The sequence below is a fragment of the Mesorhizobium sp. LSHC420B00 genome (assembly GCF_000503055.1).
Classification (GTDB): Bacteria; Pseudomonadota; Alphaproteobacteria; order Rhizobiales; family Rhizobiaceae; genus Mesorhizobium.
The window spans coordinates 35,263-52,476 of record NZ_AYVY01000002.1 but is presented as its reverse complement, the minus strand read 5'-3'; the positions used below and the strand labels follow the sequence as shown (position 1 = coordinate 52,476).

Here is a 17,214-nt window from a genome sequence, read left to right as displayed (position 1 = left end):
GTGGTGATCCCGCACAGCACTATGGCGTGGTTATTCAACGAAGTGCAGCACGTTGAATTTCATCAGCCAAGCCGTGTCACGCGTGCGAAGAAAATTCGAGAGCTGATCGAGAACGGTCAGCTCAAGCGCTTTGCTTCGGCTCTTAAAGTCAATTTCTCAGCCGCACAGGAGGTCGGGGAACATTTGGCAGCGTTGCTTACTGCAGCATCGGCTCAACAGGAAGGAAGCGAGCGTCAGCATTTAGTGATTCGTCCATATCCCGTTCACAAGGTTGGCTCATTGATGAAAGAAATCACTGATCTGCCTGCCTACTCCTCCATACTTTGCAACTGCGCATCGGTCGTATCGGCTCTGCGGCAAAGAGGCCGGATAACGGCTGCCGACGAGCGCCGCGCGCTGCAGCATCTGTCACTTCACGAAGGAACCTGGCCGACTACGATCGAAATCAAAGACAAGGCAGTTCTGTATCTGGATGAGCTAGCTGTGACGTACCTTGACCAAGTTGGAATGCTGGGTCATCTCAAGAATGCTGGGTTTGTGGCATTCGTGGATGCCAGCGAGGCGGATGAAATATCTGCGCTCCTCTCCCATCAATCGCTTGCTGCAGATGTGCTAGACGTGCTCGATCGGCTGCGACAGCAAATGGCGGCCGCGATCAAAACTGGCAAAGTCCAATTGGCTGAGAGCGTTGACGCGAGCGACGATCTGAAGAACCACCCTACTGCCAATGTCTTGCGCCTGACCTCCGAAGTTGACGCCGTTCTCATCGACGATCGGTTCGTAAATCAACACGCAAATCTCGATCACGACGGAAAGCGCGTGCCTATCGCTACCACGGTCGACCTGATCGATTTTCTTTGCGACAGCAAGGTGATCACTAACGATGAGCGAACAGAGCTTCGCACTCGCCTTCGCCAGGCCTCCTTGTGCTTGATACCCATCGCCGGTGATGAACTCCTTGATGCATTGAAGGCATCAGAATTTCGCGCAGGTCGTGTCATCGAGAATGCCGAACTTCGCGCCATGTCAGAGAGCATCCGACGCTTACAGATGAGCGACGTCTTGCAGGCCCCCAAAGAGCAGCAGTGGCTAAGCGGCACGTTCGAAGCGATCGCCCAATGCATGAGAAATGTCTGGCTCGAGGACATAGCAGAAGAGACCATCATCGCAAGAAGCAATTGGCTCGTGGAACTCTACGACATACGCCCGTGGATGCACCGGCTCCCCGATCCGCAAAACGCGGATTTGAACAAAAAACGATACCGTCTCCAACTGTTGGCATTGATCGGTGTCGTTCCAAATCGCCTTCCGACTGATCGACGCCGCCGCTACTGCGCGTGGCTAGACGATCAGATCCTTGCCGACGTCCAATCAAAGGATCAAGCCACATTTCAATGGCTCGTGGCCCACGCGAAGAGCGTGGTCGATGACCTCAAGAAAAAATTAGCGGCGATGGAGGGGGATGAACATGAATCCTGACATCGACATGCAAATATCTATCATCCTGGAGGCGTATAGGACGTTCCCGACATCAATCGCAGACGCCGTGTTCGGTACCCCGGAATTCGGAGAAGCTTTGTCTCACGTCAGGCGAACGACTGCTCTCTCGGCAACCCAAGCATAACCTTCGACCGAAAGCGTCTCCACGATACCATTTCTGGGGCGTTAGATTCGAGTGAAGAGCAGACNGAGCAGACGATAGATGCGGAAGACGGTTCAAAATGGCAAATCGGCATGACAATCATTGGAGATCAAAAGCGAGTTTTTCTGTACCAGCAAGGTGGCAAGAAAAGCCTTCTCCCTGATTATTGGTATCTCTCGCCTGTAGATTCGGACCGACTTTCGGGTCTGGACGGAACATTGGGGCACATAGATGGCGACGAACATATCCAAAACTGGCGGGCTAAGATCTCGTCATCTCGCCTGAACGATGAAGACGTGTCGTTGTTCGAAAAAGAGTTGATGCTGCTTCCAGAAATTGTCTTCGAGAATATTCAAGCTGGTGTTTCAAGAGGCGAAACGCCGACCTCGACGCTAGCGCCAACGGAGTTTCGATATTATGAGCGCCTTGTTGGCAAGCGAACAACTGAAGCGGCAACTATAGACTACCTTCAGGGAGGCGCATCAGCCCATGCTGCGCAACAGTACAAGCAGAAAGGCCTAGAGGGCCTGAAAAACGCCCTTCTTCTTTCGTCTCATCCGAAAATGGCTGACGTCTTACACTCGCTACAGCCATCCAATGAAGATGTGCGGGCTCTGTTTAAGTGGCTCGCTGAAAGCGGTGATCGTTTCTCTCAGGTCGGCGGGTTTGAATGGGGTGTGCGGATGCTGGAACATCTGCCCGAGTTGGAAAGGCCCCTGATATCCATCGCCGAGCAGATAAAGGCTGATGATCCGCGATCTCCTAACGGAAGGCTGAAGCAGCTCGCAACGCTCGTCTCCTTTATAGATGGAGGCCTCGCTCACGCCGGAACATCGCGGGATGCTCCGCCATTCTGGAGAAGGATGGGTGTAATTGCGCAAGCATCACTCATCGAGCGCGCGTTCATCGCCTCGGGTCTTGAAACGAATGCCACTCGAGAATGGAAAGGTAGCGGTCGAGGTCAGTACTTCTACATTCAAACCTTGGTGGATTTACGGACGGAGCCTCGATGGCTTCCTGATTTTCTAGAGCCCGAGCAACTGAAGGCAGAGTTTTCCGGACGGTTGGTCGGTGCGGCCGCCGCGAATGCGAACAAAATCAAAAGCTCCAAACTCCGCGAACTCTTGATTGAGGAGAACGAGAGCGGCCTGAAAGCCGATGTAAGGTTCCCGTTTGCTTTCTTGCCCGGGCCTCTCGAAGGAGCGACTGAAGCGCAGACTGAGCCCCCGACTGATTTGGTGGAAACGGTAAGAAGCCAGTTAAAGAGTGCGTCGGACGATCCGCACGCCTTTACTGCGCTCGTAAACACGTCACTGGTGTTCAAAGTCGCTCCTGGGATGGCTTCCTTGGCTGCTGAAGCCATTCGACAAGCCAAATATCTTGTCAGAGCAAGCGACGATGATGATCAGGCGTTCGCTCTACTAGCCGGTTTGGCTGTGGTTGCAGGCGTCACTCGCAGTACCGAACTGGCTAACGAACTGCGCACTCTCGCGCGGGTAGTCCGCAGGCGATCCAAGGCAGCGATAACGCCGGCTGGATATTTTCGCATCGGTATGTTTGCGGCAGCAGCGTTCGCTGACATAGCAGCTTGGCGCAATTTCGTGGGTGACTGGATGACCGAGCTTTCTTTTTCGGACATGGTCGAACAGGAAGCGCGTGTATTGGCTGGCCATCTCGATACTCTTTTAGATATTGACGCCGACTTATGGGGTGTCTGTGGAAAAGCGCATACAGCGCTGCGCGCCGCACTTGAGGTTGCTCGGATGTCACCTGATGTCGAAGCTAAGGGCTCGCTTGGTATTCTGGCATATGGATCACTTATCAACGATCCAGGAGCGGAGATCAGCGCGGCTACAACTAAAAAACTATCCACGGACGTCGCGACACCATTCCCCGTCGAGTTTGCGCGGTCGAGTAGCTCACGAAAGAATGCCCCAACCCTAGTCCCTGTCGACAATGGAGAGTTTGTTAAAGCGATAATATTCGTTTTGGCGGATAAGGTTACGGTTTCAGAGGCGCGCGACATGCTCTGGCGGCGGGAAACACGCAATGCGACCGGTACTTATAGGCCGCCAGCCAATCCGACGAACAATTCCGTCCTCGTGAAAGAGCTCGATCTATTCCACGGGATCGGCCAGGTACTTTACACGTCCATCGCGGCCAATATCGAAACCTTGACCGCAGAGCATTTGGCCGATCTCGCGATTGAAAGCGCACAGGCCGTATCGAATGGCGGACTCGTAGCAGGTCGAGACGGCATCACTTACCTGCGCGACGCCCTTTCTGCCGGAATTAAGACGCGCCTGTCAGACGACTATCTTCGATCGGTTCTCAAAAAATCAGGGTGTTCGGATTTGGACACAGCGATTGAGAAACTCACTGCGTCATCCCAAAACTAAGCAATCTCTGTGACAACGTCCCTCACCCGCCCTCTACTCCTTCGCACCTTGCCTCGCCTCCGCTACGCTCCCCACTTCCCGCGTTATCTCGTCCTTGATCTCCGCCGGCTCACTCGCCCCGACTTCCATAAAATCGAGCATCGAGTATTTTCGAACGCCGAGCGGGTGTCGGACCGGCATCGGCGATGATCGACTGCAATTGGCGCCGGGCATCGGAGTGGGCGAAGGTCGACATGTCTGACATTGACCAAAAAAACAACAAAGCGCCGCGCTAGCTTTCACGGAGCGGCTCGCAGTTCGCCGCGCGGTCCAACAGAAAGGAGCCGCCATGAGAAAACTCATCGTCACCGAATTCATCAGCGTCGATGGCACCGCCGAGGTCGAGAAGCTGCCGGGCGTGGCCTGGAACGATGAGATGCAAAAAATTCAAGGACGACGAGCTTGCCGACAGCGGCGCCATGCTTTTAGGGCGCACGACCGATGAGAATTTGCCGGCTCGTGGCCCAAGGAAACCGGACACTTCGCCGACCGGTTCAACGCGCTGCTGAAATATATCGCCTCGACGAGCTTGACGCCGCGCGGATCCCTCCCGCGATTGACGCGATCGAGTTCGCAGCCCCCTGGCGGAAGGCGGGGGGTTCTGATCCGCCCTTTCTTGCTGCTGTGTAGAAGACGTCTTGATTCAGCCACAAGCCCAAATTGCTGGATTTGGCAGCCCAGGAAGGATAGGCTTGGTTTTTGGTTCAAGCGATGGAACAGAGACTAGCCGCAATTCTGGCTGCCGATATGGCGGGCTACAGCCGGCTAATGGAGGCCGACGAATCCGGCACGCTCGCACGCCTTCGGACCCATCGCATAGAACTGGTCGATCCCGCCATCGCGAAGAACAAGGGCCGGATCATCAAGACCACCGGAGACGGCATGCTCGTTGAGTTCCAGAGCGTGACCGATGCCGTGAAATGCGCCGTGGAAATCCAACAGCGCATGAAACGGCGCAATTCGGATGTGCCGCAAGAACGGCGTATCGAATTCAGGATCGGCATAAATCTCGGCGACATCATTTTCGACGATGAGGACATTTTCGGCGACGGCGTCAATATTGCCTCGCGCATCGAGCAACTCGCCGACGTCGGCGGTATCTGCGTGACCGCAGCGGTGGCGACCCAAATTGCCGACCGTCTCGAAATTGCCATGGAGGACCTGGGCGAGAAGACGTTAAAGAACATCAGCCGCCCGGTTCGCCTTTATCGCGTTGGGTTTGATAGTTCTGTCCTGCCGGAAGTCGAGGCGAAGCGATCCATCTCGAAACCTTCGATAGTGGTGCTGCCATTCACCAACATGAGCGGCGACCCCGAGCAGGAATTTTTCGCGGACGGACTGACCGAGGACATCATCACCGAACTGTCCCGCCACCATGAGTTGTTCGTCATCTCACGCAATTCCGCCTTCGTCTACAAGAACCGCGCCGTGAATGTGCGCGAGGTGGCCGAAAAACTCGACGTCCAATATTTGGTGGAGGGAAGCGTCCGCAAGATCGGCGACAGGGTGCGCGTGACGGTTCAGCTCATCGACACGGCGAATGACGCACATATTTGGGCAGACAAATATGACCGGAAGCTGGTCGACATATTCGCGATTCAGGATGAGGTGACCGCGGCGATCGCAGCCACGCTGCCCGGTCGTGTCGAGGCGGCTCAGCGGGACCAGCTCGCGCGCGCGAAACCTGCAAACATGGCCGCGTATGAATGTGTGCTTGCTGCCAAGGTGCTGCATCACCGAAGCACGATTGCGGATAATGAACGCGCGCAAACCTTGATAGAAAGGGCCGTCACCCTCGACCCCGATTATGCCCATGCCCATGCCTGGCGGGCCTGCATTCTTGGCCAGGCCTGGGTCCATAACTGGTGCGAAGACAGGGATGCCGTCTGGAACAACGTTATGGCAGCGCTGGACAGGGCGCTGGCGCTGGACAACAACGATGCCGATGTCCACCGCATCCTCGCGGCAGTGAACGTGAACAACAATGAGCTGACCACAGCGCGCTACCATCAAGAGCGGGCGCTGGCCCTCAATCCCAATTACGACCTCGTGGTGGTGCAGCAAGGCGAGTTATTGACATGGCTGGGGAGGCCGGAAGAGGGAATCGAATGGATCCGCAAGGCAATGCAGTTGAACCCGCACCACCCGGAGAGATTCTGGAGCCATCTGGGAAAGGCGCATTTCGCCGCGCGCCAGTATGGCGAGGCGATCGAAGCTTTCATGCATCTGTCAACCATGGACTCGGTTCAGCACGCTTTCGCCGCTGCCTGCTACGGCTGGCTCGGTGACGAAATCGCGGCTGCGGCGCATCTGGGCAAGATCAGAACGCTCGATCCCCAATTCGACCTCGATCCATTTATCGCCACCCTGCACTTTGCCCAGGAGTCTGACGTGCAGCACGTCCGCGAAGGACTGCTGAAAGCCGGTATTGCCAACTTGTAGGCAGCCCGTAACTACTAACCAGACCCGATAGGGGCCCGACGCGGACCTTGTGGCATGACCGAACGACGGGCAGGTCGGAGACGCTTTTCCCACGGTGTCGGTCTTTGGAAGCGAATGGGGAAAGCCCCTCCCCCTGACAACGCGCGGCGCTAGTTGACGGCGCAGTTCGCATAAGGCCCGCACGGCCGCCCCAACAGAAGGGAACCCGCCATGAGAAAACTCATCATCACCGAATTCATCACCGTCGATGGCATTGCCGAGGTTGAAAAGCTGCCGAGCGTGGCCTGGAACGATGAAATGCAAAAATTCAAGGACGACGAGCTTGCCGACAGCGGCGCCATGCTTTTGGGGCGCACGACTTATCAGATCTTTGCCGGCTCGTGGCCCAAGGAGACCGGAGATTTCGCCGACCGGTTCAATGCGCTGCCGAAATATGTCGCGTCGACCAGTTTGACGGCGCTGGACTGGCAGCCGGCCGAGCTGCTGACTGGCGCGTTGCCGGACGCGGTCAGAGGGCTGAAGCAAGGCAGCGGCGGCAACATCTATGTGCATGGCAGCCTCAGCGTCGCGCAGGAACTGCTGCGCCACGGCCTTGTCGACCGCATCCGGCTGCTCAGCTACCCCGGTGCTGTCGGCCAGGGCAAGCTGCTGTTCCCGCCCGGCGCGCAATTGCCGCTCGAGCTGGTGTTTGCCAGGCAATTCAGCAACGGCGTGGTGGCGCTGGAGTATGCGGCGGGGAAGGCGTGATGAGCCAATCTCCCCCCTTGAGGGGGAGATGCCCGGCAGGGCAGAGGGGGGCGCGAAAGAACGCCGGCCTTCGTTTCAACGTGTGATGAGCTGGAACTTGCGCGGGTACGCTAATGCCATCGACTGATAGGTCGGCGGGACAGCGCCCCCCTCTGGCCTGCCGGCCATCTCCCCACGTGGGGGGAGATCGCGGCTTCCGCCTTGGCGCTCATCCTGCAACGCTGGCGAAAGCGCCGATGACAGCCAATCTCCCCCCTGAGGGTCCCCTTGAGGGGGAGATGCCCGGCAGGGCAGAGGGGGCGCGAAAGAACGCCGGCCTTCGTTTCAACTGTAGCAATCGCATAGGGGCAAGTGCCCCCTCACCCGGATTGCCATCCGAATTGCGAAGGGCAATTCGGATGGCAATCCGACCTCTCCCCGAGGGGAGAGGAGGTCGCCGGCGTTAACGCCAGCCTCTTCTCCCCAGCGGGGAGAAGGTGGCCGCGAAGCGGCCGGATGAGGGGGGCCCCCTATGCGATAGCCCTGCCGTTGGGGGGGAGATCGCTGCTTCGCCCATCAGCGCCCCCGCCCGCCTGCCTCCAGCTTCTGCTCGGCCGCAATCAGCATCTCGACAAACCTCGTCACCTTGGGCGGGCGGAAGCGGGCGGCGGGGTAGACTGTGTAGATGCCGCCGGAGGGCAGCCGCCACTCGGGCAGGACCTGCACCAGCCGCCCGGCGGCCAGCTCGTCCCGCACCAGAAAGTCCGGCAGCACCGACAGGCCGGCGCCGGCGCGGACGGCCGCCAGCACTGCCGGCGTCGCGTCAATGGCGATCGTTGCCTGCATGCGCACGACCTGCTGCTCGTTGTCGCCGCGCGAAAATTGCCATAGCAGCGGTTCGCGCAGCGCCATGTTGGCGATGAAGGGCAGCCCGGCAAGGTCTTGCGGTTCCCCGGCCGTGAACCGGCCTTCAAACCCGGCGCCGCACACCATGAATTGTTGGAAGGTGCCGATGCGCCGCGCCTGCAGGCTGGAATCGGCCAGCCAGCCGACGCGGATGGCCACGTCGATGTGGCCGGAAACCAGGTCGATCGTCTCGTCGCCCAGCGTCAGCTCCACCCGGCAGGCGGGATAGCGCGCGCTGAAGGCGGCGACCACCGGCACCACCGCCGACGTGCCGTAGTCGTTGGACGCCGCGATGCGCAGCGTGCCGGTCGGCTCGGCGGCGGCCTGCGCGAGCTCGTCGAAGGCATCCTCGGCCTGCTGCAGAACCTGCAGGCAGCGGGCATGGAATGTCCGGCCGGCCTCGGTCGGATGGACGCGGCGCGTCGTGCGGATCAGCAGCGTCGTTCCGACATCGAGCTCCAGCCGCGCCACCTGTTGGCTGACGACCGCCTTGGTGATGCCCAGCCGCTCGGCGGCCCGCGTGAACGAGCCGGCGTCGACCACCGCCGCGAAATAGGCCAGCCGGTTCAGGTTCATGCGTGGCTCATGGCAGATGCAGCCCCATTGTCAGGCGAAAGCATACATTACGTCTATTTTGTCGGCCTTCAATATGCATTCCGTTTTTGCCATCTTGCGGGCATCGAGGCCGCCGAATTCCGCATTCCCAGGAGACATCCATGTTCACACGGAGAAGCATCATGAAAACCACCCTCGCCGCCGGCGCTGCCGCGGTCTTTGCTCCCGCCGGGCTTGGCCATGCGGCCAGCGGGCTTTCCTGGAAGCATTTTCCCGCCGGCGAAAACGGCTTCTTCCGCGCCCCGGTGCTGGTCTCCGGCGCCACCGAAGCCGTGCTGATCGATTCCGGTTTCACCTACCCCGACGGCCGGGCCGTGGCCGAGGCGATCAAGGCGACCGGCAAGACGCTCACCACCATCTATGTCAGCCAGTCCGACCCCGACTATTATTTCGGCCTCAAGCGGATCAAGCAGACGTTCCCGCAGGCACGGGTGATCGCCGCAGCCGAGACGGTGGCCGCCATCAACGGCAATGTCGAAAAGAAGCTCGCCGTCTGGGGGCCGCAGCTGAAGGAAAATGGCCCGCAGGCGCTGGCCGACGTCGTCATCCCGGAAGCGTTCGACGGCAAGACGCTCAGCGTCGACGGCGAGAGCATCGAGATCGTCGCCGCGGAAGGCCTCGGCAACCGGCGCTATCTGTTCGTGCCGTCGCTGAACGCGGTGTTCGGCGGGGTGATGATCTTTGCCGGCGTGCATGTCTGGACCGCCGACACCCCGACCAGGGAACTGCGCGCCGCCTGGCTGGCCAACCTCGAAAAGATCGCGGCGCGCAAGCCGGCGATCGTCGTGCCTGGGCACATGACGCCTGGGGCGGCGACCGACCTTTCGGGCGTCGAGCACACAAAAACCTATCTCATCGCCTTCGAGGAAGAACTGGCCAAGGCCAAGGACGCTGCCGCGCTGAAGAGCGCCATGGAAGCCCGCTTCCCCGGCCTCGGCATGGGGGTTGCGCTCGACATCGGCTCCAAGGTCGCCACCGGCGAGATGAAGTGGGGCTGAGATTGGCGCCAATCTCGAGCTGATCCGCACCACTTACGAAGGATACGCTCATGGTCCAGCGGGCGTTGACGCCGGGCGCCTGACGGCTGTCATCCGCCGAGACGGTTGGTGCGCTTGCTGGCTTCGGCCTTGGCCCGCGCCTCGACCGCCCTTTCGATCTCGCGCTTCAGCTCGTCCTTGATCGCCACCGTCTCGGCCATCAGCGCCTCGACCTTCATGAAATCGAGCACGCGGTATTTCGACACCGCCGGCCGGATCAGGATGTCGGGCCGGCTCTGGTTCAGCTTACTGGCGATGATCGACTGCATCATCAGCTGCGTGGCGCCGAACATCAGGTCGACGGAGGTCGGGAATTTGCGCCCGGCCTCGGTCGGCGCGCCGACCACGTCGACGGCGATGACGATGTCGGCGTCGAGCTCGATCAGATCGAACGGCACGGGATTGTAGATGCCGCCGTCGATCAGCAGCCTGCCGTCGCGCATCACCGGGCGGAACACCGCCGGGATCGCCGCCGAAGCGGCCAGCGCCGAATGCAGCTCGCCTTCGTCGAGCACCGCGAGCTTGTGGCCATAAAAGTCCGTTGCCGTCACCTTCAGCGGTATTTTGAGTTCGGCGAAAGTCTCGGGGATGGCATCGGGCAGGAACGCCTTGAGGATGCGCTCGACATTGAACTGGCTGACCCGCAAGCCGCCCTGCAACGCTTCGGCAAAGGTGCCGGGCCGCGCCCGCCACATGCGCGTCGCCACTTCGGCGCGGCGGCCGAGGATCGAGCGCGTATAGTCGTGAATGTCCTTGCCGGTCATGCCAGAGGCCATGCCGGCGCCCATGATGGCGCCGATCGACGAGCCAGCGATTGCCGCCGGCCTTATGCCCAGTTCGTCCAGCACCTCGATGACGTGGATATGCGCCAGCCCACGCGCGCCGCCGCCGCCAAAGGCGATGCCGAAGCTAGGGCCGACCGCGGAGCCTTTGCTAGCCCCCATTTCTGACACTCGATGCGGCGGTGCTATCGAAATTGGGCAAATGCCCCGTCATCCGGATTGCCGGCGGTTTGTGGCCGTAGCGCGTCTTTCCTTCTCCCCTTGTGGGAGAAGGTGGATCGGCGCGTAGCGCCGAGACGGATGAGGGGTGTTGGACGGAGTGCCGCCGATGCCAAGCTGGAACACCCCTCATCCGTCGCCTTCGGCGACACCTTCTCCCACAAGGGGAGAAGGGGGAGCCGACCGGGGCGGCGCCAGCGCCTGGAAAACGCGGGCAACGGCTCATCCCTTGCTTCCCAGCTTCGGCCCGACCACCATGACGGCCGGCTCGGCGGAGAGCAGCTTTTTCGCCGCTGCCTTGACCTGGTCCAGCGTCACCGCGTTTATCAGCGCGGCGCGGCGCTGCATGTAGTCGATGCCGAGCTTGCCGAGCTGGATCTCGACCAGCGTTGCGGCGATCGCGCCGGAGGAATTCAGATTGTTGATGGCATAGGCGCCGATCATGTATTTCTTGGTCGCCGCCAGCTCGGCTTCGGTCGGCCCCTCCTCGGCCATGCGCTTGACCACGTCGCGCACCACGGCCAGCGTCTCGGCCGCCCTGTCGGCGCGGGTCGAGGTGGTGATGGAAAGCGCCTCGGAATGCTGGTGGTCGACGAGGTCGGAGCTGACGCTATAGGCCAGGCCGCGCTTCTCGCGCACCTCGTCGAACAGCCGCGAGGTGAAAGTGCCGCCACCGAGGATCTCGTTCATCAGCACCGCGGCGAAGAAATCCGGCGCGTTCCGCTTCACGCCGGGATAGGCGAGTTGCAGCGAGGCCTGCGGCTGGTCGTAAACGACCTCGAGCTGCTGGCCAAGTTTCAGGTCGATGTCGGGAACGGGCGTAAGCGCCTGCTTTTCCGGCAGGCTGCCGAATACCAGGTCGAGCTTCTGCTTCAGCGTCTCGGCGTCGATGGCGCCGACCACCGCGACATGCAGACCGTCGCGGGCGAAATTCGCCTTGTGGAAAGCGCTGAGATCGGACGGCGTGATCGTCGCGATGCTTTGCCTGGTGCCCTGGTCCGGCCGCGCATAGGGATGCCTGCCGTAGATCGCGTCCAGCCATTTGCGCTGGGCGAGCGTATCGGGATCGCGCTCGTTGGCGATGATGCCGGACAGGATTTGCGCGCGGATGCGGTCGATCGGCACCTGGTCGAAGCGCGGCTGGTTGACCGCCACGCGCAGCAGGTCGAAGGCGCCGTCGCGCTGCTCGGCCAGCATGCGCATCGAGCCGTAGATTCCGTCGCGCTGCGCATCGAAGCTCATCTCGGCGCCGACATCGTCAAGCTTGACCTGGAAGGCCTCGCTGTCGAGGTCGCCGGCGCCTTCGTCGAACAGACCGCTCATCAGGTTGGCAAGCCCTTCCTTACCGGGCGGATCCTGCGTCGCGCCGCCATCGAAGACGAAGCGGATGGCGACGATCGGCACCGAATAATCCTCCACCAGCCAGGCGGTGATGCCCTTCGACGAGGTCACCTCCTGGATGTTCATGGCAGCACGAGCCGAAAGCGCCGGCAGGATGAGGAAGACGAGGGAGAGGATGAGGGTCGCTAGAAGAGGGCCGGAGCGCGCGTGCTTCCCTTCTCCCCTTGTGGGAGAAGGTGGATCGGCGCGAAGCGCCGAGACGGTTGAGGGGTGTTGGACGGAGTGCCGTTGGTGCCAAGCTGGAACACCCCTCATCCGACCGAGCTTTGCTCGGCCACCTTCTCCCACAAGGGGAGAAGGGGAGGAGCCCGGGGGAGAAGGCAGAGCGGGACCGTGCTGGTTCATCATCAAATCAATTCCCAGCCTGGGTTTGCGGCAGAAGATAGCCGGTCGTTGCGTGGTCGAGATTGAGATAGCGGGCAGCGACCGCCTTGACCTGGTCGGCGGTGACCTTGCGGATGCGGTCGGGCCATTGCTGGACGTCCTGGACGTTGCCGCCGGTGGCGAGCGTCGAGCCGTAGATGTTGGCCATGTCCTCCTGCTTGTCGCGGGCAAAGATCATCGAGCGGACGAAACGGTCCTTGGATTTTTCCAGCTCATCGCTGGTGACGCCGTCTTTCGCGATGCGGGCGATCTCGACGTCGACCGCGGCCTCGACGTCTGCAAGCTTGGCATCGCCGCGCGGCGCGCCATAGACGGTGAAATTGCTGTCGTCGAGCATGGTGCCTTGGAAGAAGGCGCCGGCCGCGGCGGCTATCCCTTGCCTGACGACAAGCTCCTGGTAGAGCCGGCTGCGGTTGCCGCCGCCGAGGATTTCGGACAGCACGTCGAGCGCTTCGGCTTCGCCGGGCTTTGCCGTGTGATAGGACGGAACCACCCACTGCGTCGTAAAGCTCGGCACGCTGACGCGCCCGTCGGTCAGCGTCACCGTGCGCCTGGTGTTCTGCTCGGGCTCGATCGGGCGGATGCGCGGCGGCAGATCCGGGCCGCGCGCGATCTTGCCATAGGTCTTTTCGGCCAGCGTCTTGACCGTTTCCGGCTCAACATCGCCGGCCACCACCAGCACGGCGTTATTGGGCGTATAATATTTGTTGTAGAAGGCCATCGCGTCGGTGCGGTTCAGCTTCTCCATCTCCTGCATCCAGCCGATGACCGGGATGCGGTAGGGCTGGTTCTGCCACAGCGTGGCGTCGATCTCCTCGTCGAGCACCGCCTGCGGATTGGAGTCGATGCGCGAGCGGCGCTCCTCGAGGATGACGTCGCGCTCGGTCTTGATGACATCGTCGTTGAGGATGAGATTGCGCATGCGGTCGGCCTCGAAGCCCATCATCTCACCGAGCGCCTGCGGCACCACTGTCTCATGAAAAGCGGTGTAGTCGTAGGAGGTGAAGGCGTTGTCCGAGCCGCCGATGGCGGCGACGGCGCGATCGAGCTCGCCGGCCGCATGGTTGCTGGTCGCCTTGAACATCAAATGCTCGAAGAAATGGGCAATGCCGGATTTGCCCGGCGGCTCGTCGGCGCTGCCGATCTTGTACCAGACCATATGGGTGACGATCGGGGCGCGGTGGTCGGGGATGACGACGACCTCCATGCCGTTGTCGAGCAAGAAATCCGTCACTGCGCCGTCGTCGGGATTGTTGTCCGCCAGAGCCGGCTCGGCCATCACCAGGGCCAGTCCCAAGAGCGTTCCGCGCAGCCATTCAGCCTGAAATGTCATAGATGGCTCCGGTTTGGGGTGGAACGATAGGCGGGGTTGCTGGTCGAGGCAAAGCGAATTGTTCGTCATTTTGAAGGCGCGGCTTCCTCGCCAATTGCGGGGCCTCACCCAACCTCGATGAAGCGGATGACCGTCTCGCCATAGTTGCGCTCGTCGACAACCGAAAAGCCCGGCCCTGCCTCGAACGGCGCCGCCGCCGCTTCCTCGACTACGCAGAGCGCGCCGGGGGCGAGCCAGCCGCCGGCCTTGGCCGAGCGCAACGCGCGTTCGCCAAGGCTCTTGCCATAGGGCGGATCGGCAAAGACCAGGCCGAATGCAGCGATGGTGCCCGCCTCGCCCAAGGCCGTCGCGTCGCGACGGAATATCTTGGTGCGCCCAGTGAGGCCGAAAGCCTCGACATTGGTGCGGATCAGGCCGCGCCCTTCGGCGGATTCCTCGATGAAGACAGCATAGGCAGCGCCGCGCGACAGCGCTTCGAGGCCGAGCGCGCCGGTGCCGGCGAACAGGTCGAGCACGCGCGCGCCGTTCAGTTTTTCGGGAAAGCGATGCGCCAGCACGTTGAAGACCGCCTCACGCGTGCGGTCGGTCGTCGGGCGGATGGCAAAGGTGCGGGGCGTCGCCAGCGGACGCCCGCGAAGCTCACCGCCGACGATCCGCATTGCTTCCTTTCGGGCCGCCACGCGGCCGGTCGCCACCGCTATCCGAACGTTCGCCACGAGGCTTGCCGAACGGCTTTGCACCGCCGGGCTTGCCATAAGACGGCTTGAAAGCGGCCTTGCGCGCCTTGTTTTCCGCCGCCTTGGCGGCGTCTGCCTCCGCCCTGCCCTTGCCGATCGGCCGCGCCCCCGGCGCCATCCAGACATTGGCCTTGCGCTGGCCCGGCGGTTCGATCGGCCGCTGCTCGCGTTCGGATTTCTTGCCGCCGAAGCCGCCACGAGGCTTGTCGCCACGGGGTTTGTCCCCGAAGTCGCCGCGTTCAGGTTTGGCGCCACGCTCGCCAAAGCTCCTCTCCGGTTTTGTCGACAGCTTGCCGAGCGCTTCGTCGCGGCTGCCTTCGCGGCGCTTGCGGTTCTTGATCAGGCCGCCCTCGCCGATCGGACGGCGTTCGCCGTCACGGGTGAATTTCGGCCGCTCGGGCTCCTCCTCCCGCTCACGCCTGACCGGCTTGTTGGAAAACGGCTTGGCGATATCGGCGTCGAAATTGGCACCGGACTCTTCGACCAGGCGCTCGCCGAGCTGGTCGCGCAGCACGCGGCCCTTGATCTCCAACACATGGCCTTCCGGCAAATCGTCGAGCTGGAACGGCCCGTAGGAAATGCGGATAAGCCGCGTCACGTCGAGACCGAGCGAGCCCAGGATGTTCCTGACCTCACGGTTCTTGCCTTCCCGCAGGCCGAGCGTCAGCCAGGCATTCGAACCCTGCTCGCGGTCCAGCGTCGCCTCGATGGCGCCATAAAAGACACCGTCAACGGCAATGCCTTCGCGCAGGCCCGCGAGCGCGCTTTCCTCGACCTTGCCGTGGACGCGCACGCGGTAGCGCCGCAGCCAGCCGGTCGCCGGCAGTTCGAGCACGCGCGACAGGCCGCCATCATTGGTGAGCAGCAGCAGCCCTTCGGTGTTGATGTCGAGCCGGCCGATGGTCATCAGCCGCGGCAGCCCGGGGGGCAGCACGTCGAAGACGGTCTTGCGGCCTTCGGGATCGCGGTTGGTGGTGACCACGCCGGCCGGCTTGTTGAACAGGAACAGCCGCGTGCGCTCGATCGGCGGGATCTCCATGCCGTCGAGATGGATGATGTCGCCGGGCATCACGTTGAAGGCCGGCGAGGTCAGCGCCCTGCCGTTGACCTTGACGCGGCCGGCCGCGATCAGTTCCTCGGCATCGCGGCGCGAGGCCAGGCCGGCACGCGCCAGCCGCTTGGCAATGCGTTCGCCGGCTTCTTCCGTTGCCTCGACGCGACGCGGACGCGGCTTGAAGCCGCCCTCCGATGCCGCCTGTGCCCTTTGTGCCCCTTGCGGCCGATCGCCGCCAAAATCACGCTTAGGACGATCCCCGAAGTCACGCTTGGGACGGTCGAAGCGCTTTTCGCCGTGCTCGCCTTCGGCAGCGGCCGGCCGGTCGCCGCGCGGCGCGTAGGGCTTGCGCGGACCTTCGCGCTTCTCATAAGGCTTGCCCTCCGGACGCGGCCCTTTGCTGAATGGCCTCTCGCTGCCTTTGAAGTCGCGCTTCGGCCGCTCGCCTTCGGCAGCTGCTGGCCGGTCGCCGCGCGGTGCATAAGGCTTGCGTGGACCTTCGCGGTTCTCATAAGGCTTGCCTTCCGGACGCGGCCCTTTGCTGAACGGCCTGTCGCCTTCGCGCTTCGGCTTGAAGTCACGCTTCGGCCGTTCGCCTTCGGCCGCCGCCGGCCGATCGCCGCGCGGTGCATAAGGCTTGCGTGGACCTTCGCGCTTCTCATAAGGCTTGCCTTCCGGACGCAGCCCTTTGCCGAACGGCCGGTCGCCTTCGCGCTTCGGCTTGAAGTCGCGTTTCGGCCGTTCGCCTTCGGCCGCCGCCGGCCGATCGCCGCGCGGAGTGTAGGGTTTTTTGACGCCGAAGGACGGCTTGCCACCCTTGCCGGGAGCGCCATCGCGACCACGCGGCCCCGCCGGTTTCGGGCCGGCCTTGCGCGGGAATTTCTTGTTTTTGTCGTCCATGTGGCCTTTGCTCGTTTGCGCGGGTAGTAACAGGATCGCGCTCTAGTGGCGAGGAGATAATCGGAATGGAAACCGCGTGAGGCGGCAGGATTTCATGGCGCTGGCGCTGAAAGAAGCCGAAGCCGCCGCCCTGCGTGGCGAGGTGCCGGTTGGCGCGGTCGTCGTCGGCGGCGATACGGTCGTTGCGAGTGCCGGCAACCGCACCCGCGAGTTCGCCGATCCGACCGCCCATGCCGAGATGCTGGCGATCCGCGAGGCCTGCCGCAAGCTTTCCAGCGAGCGGCTCAGCGGCCACGATCTCTATGTGACGCTGGAGCCGTGCACCATGTGCGCCGGCGCCATCTCTTTCGCCAGGCTGCGCCGGCTCTATTTCGGCGTCGCCGACGAGAAGGGCGGCGCAGTCGTCAATGGCGTTCGCTTCTTCACGTCACCGACCTGCCATCATGTGCCCGACATCTATCCTGGCATGGCCGAGAACGCTGCAGCAGCATTGCTGAAGGACTTTTTTCGCGAGCGACGCGGACCCTGATTTTCCTGGTTCGGCAGACGGACCGAATCCAAGTCAGCCAATCCAGTTCAGCCAATCCAGGCCAGAACG

The 17,214-nt window shown here is 62.0% G+C and carries 13 protein-coding genes; 7 read left to right on the top strand and 6 right to left on the bottom strand.

Annotation, left to right across the window (positions count from 1 at the left end; all coding sequences use genetic code 11):
- Nucleotides 1–3 precede the first annotated feature (3 nt).
- From X760_RS44105 to X760_RS44085, 5 genes are all read left to right on the top strand, one after another.
- Complete coding sequence (locus tag X760_RS44105) at nucleotides 4–1,479, top strand: hypothetical protein (RefSeq protein WP_156948008.1); 1,476 nt, start codon at nucleotides 4–6, stop codon at nucleotides 1,477–1,479.
- Nucleotides 1,480–1,734: 255 nt separating this feature from the next.
- Nucleotides 1,735–4,041, top strand: a complete 2,307-nt coding sequence (locus X760_RS44100) for a hypothetical protein (RefSeq protein ID WP_023717144.1) — start codon at nucleotides 1,735–1,737, stop codon at nucleotides 4,039–4,041.
- Nucleotides 4,042–4,369: 328 nt separating this feature from the next.
- Nucleotides 4,370–4,525 carry a hypothetical protein gene (locus X760_RS77785; RefSeq protein ID WP_245278513.1) on the top strand — a complete coding sequence of 52 codons (156 nt, stop codon included), beginning with the start codon at nucleotides 4,370–4,372 and terminating at the stop codon, nucleotides 4,523–4,525.
- A 266-nt stretch (nucleotides 4,526–4,791) separates the two neighbouring features.
- On the top strand, nucleotides 4,792–6,522 hold the full coding sequence (locus tag X760_RS44090; protein ID WP_023717140.1) for an adenylate/guanylate cyclase domain-containing protein: 1,731 nt from the start codon (nucleotides 4,792–4,794) through the stop codon (nucleotides 6,520–6,522).
- A gap of 210 nt (nucleotides 6,523–6,732) precedes the next feature.
- Nucleotides 6,733–7,269: a dihydrofolate reductase family protein gene (locus X760_RS44085; RefSeq protein WP_023717139.1), complete on the top strand. Its 537-nt coding sequence runs from the start codon at nucleotides 6,733–6,735 to the stop codon at nucleotides 7,267–7,269.
- A gap of 555 nt (nucleotides 7,270–7,824) precedes the next feature.
- Here X760_RS44085 and X760_RS44080 read toward each other — a convergent pair.
- Nucleotides 7,825–8,730: a LysR family transcriptional regulator gene (locus tag X760_RS44080; protein ID WP_023717138.1), complete on the bottom strand. Its 906-nt coding sequence runs from the start codon at nucleotides 8,728–8,730 to the stop codon at nucleotides 7,825–7,827.
- 140 nt (nucleotides 8,731–8,870) lie between these two features.
- Here X760_RS44080 and X760_RS44075 point away from each other — a divergent pair, with 140 nt between their 5' ends.
- The gene (locus X760_RS44075) at nucleotides 8,871–9,767 is read left to right on the top strand and encodes an MBL fold metallo-hydrolase (protein ID WP_031193462.1); all 897 of its coding nucleotides are present in this window, start codon (nucleotides 8,871–8,873) and stop codon (nucleotides 9,765–9,767) included.
- Nucleotides 9,768–9,856: 89 nt separating this feature from the next.
- Here the strand turns inward: X760_RS44075 and X760_RS44070 are convergent, their stop codons facing one another.
- From X760_RS44070 to X760_RS44050, 5 genes are all read right to left on the bottom strand, one after another.
- A complete protein-coding gene (locus tag X760_RS44070; RefSeq protein WP_023717135.1) occupies nucleotides 9,857–10,750 on the bottom strand; it encodes a patatin-like phospholipase family protein in 894 nt (297 codons plus the stop codon).
- 279 nt (nucleotides 10,751–11,029) lie between these two features.
- Nucleotides 11,030–12,274 carry a pitrilysin family protein gene (locus tag X760_RS44065; RefSeq protein WP_036244232.1) on the bottom strand — a complete coding sequence of 415 codons (1,245 nt, stop codon included), beginning with the start codon at nucleotides 12,272–12,274 and terminating at the stop codon, nucleotides 11,030–11,032.
- Between the two features lie 286 nt (nucleotides 12,275–12,560).
- Complete coding sequence (locus X760_RS44060; RefSeq protein WP_023717133.1) at nucleotides 12,561–13,925, bottom strand: pitrilysin family protein; 1,365 nt, start codon at nucleotides 13,923–13,925, stop codon at nucleotides 12,561–12,563.
- A 104-nt stretch (nucleotides 13,926–14,029) separates the two neighbouring features.
- The gene (gene rsmD, locus X760_RS44055; protein WP_023717132.1) at nucleotides 14,030–14,584 is read right to left on the bottom strand and encodes a 16S rRNA (guanine(966)-N(2))-methyltransferase RsmD; all 555 of its coding nucleotides are present in this window, start codon (nucleotides 14,582–14,584) and stop codon (nucleotides 14,030–14,032) included.
- Nucleotides 14,565–16,616: a pseudouridine synthase gene (locus X760_RS44050; RefSeq protein WP_023717131.1), complete on the bottom strand. Its 2,052-nt coding sequence runs from the start codon at nucleotides 16,614–16,616 to the stop codon at nucleotides 14,565–14,567. Before X760_RS44050 ends, rsmD begins: the two co-directional genes overlap by 20 nt.
- A 76-nt stretch (nucleotides 16,617–16,692) precedes the next feature.
- Between X760_RS44050 and X760_RS44045 the strand changes: the two genes are divergently transcribed.
- A complete protein-coding gene (locus X760_RS44045; protein WP_023717130.1) occupies nucleotides 16,693–17,145 on the top strand; it encodes a nucleoside deaminase in 453 nt (150 codons plus the stop codon).
- Nucleotides 17,146–17,214 lie beyond the last annotated feature (69 nt).

Bases quoted from the DNA above. Each gene is read 5' to 3' on its own strand.
- X760_RS44100 (WP_023717144.1), top strand. From the start codon at position 1,735: ATGACAATCATTGGAGATCAAAAGCGAGTTTTTCTGTACCAGCAAGGT.
- X760_RS44065 (WP_036244232.1), bottom strand. From the start codon at position 12,274: ATGAACATCCAGGAGGTGACCTCGTCGAAGGGCATCACCGCCTGGCTG.
- X760_RS44085 (WP_023717139.1), top strand. From the start codon at position 6,733: ATGAGAAAACTCATCATCACCGAATTCATCACCGTCGATGGCATTGCC.
- X760_RS44080 (WP_023717138.1), bottom strand. From the start codon at position 8,730: ATGAACCTGAACCGGCTGGCCTATTTCGCGGCGGTGGTCGACGCCGGC.
- rsmD (WP_023717132.1), bottom strand. From the start codon at position 14,584: ATGCGGATCGTCGGCGGTGAGCTTCGCGGGCGTCCGCTGGCGACGCCC.
- X760_RS44050 (WP_023717131.1), bottom strand. From the start codon at position 16,616: ATGGACGACAAAAACAAGAAATTCCCGCGCAAGGCCGGCCCGAAACCG.
- X760_RS77785 (WP_245278513.1), top strand. From the start codon at position 4,370: ATGAGAAAACTCATCGTCACCGAATTCATCAGCGTCGATGGCACCGCC.
- X760_RS44060 (WP_023717133.1), bottom strand. From the start codon at position 13,925: ATGACATTTCAGGCTGAATGGCTGCGCGGAACGCTCTTGGGACTGGCC.
- X760_RS44090 (WP_023717140.1), top strand. From the start codon at position 4,792: ATGGAACAGAGACTAGCCGCAATTCTGGCTGCCGATATGGCGGGCTAC.
- X760_RS44075 (WP_031193462.1), top strand. From the start codon at position 8,871: ATGTTCACACGGAGAAGCATCATGAAAACCACCCTCGCCGCCGGCGCT.
- X760_RS44070 (WP_023717135.1), bottom strand. From the start codon at position 10,750: ATGGGGGCTAGCAAAGGCTCCGCGGTCGGCCCTAGCTTCGGCATCGCC.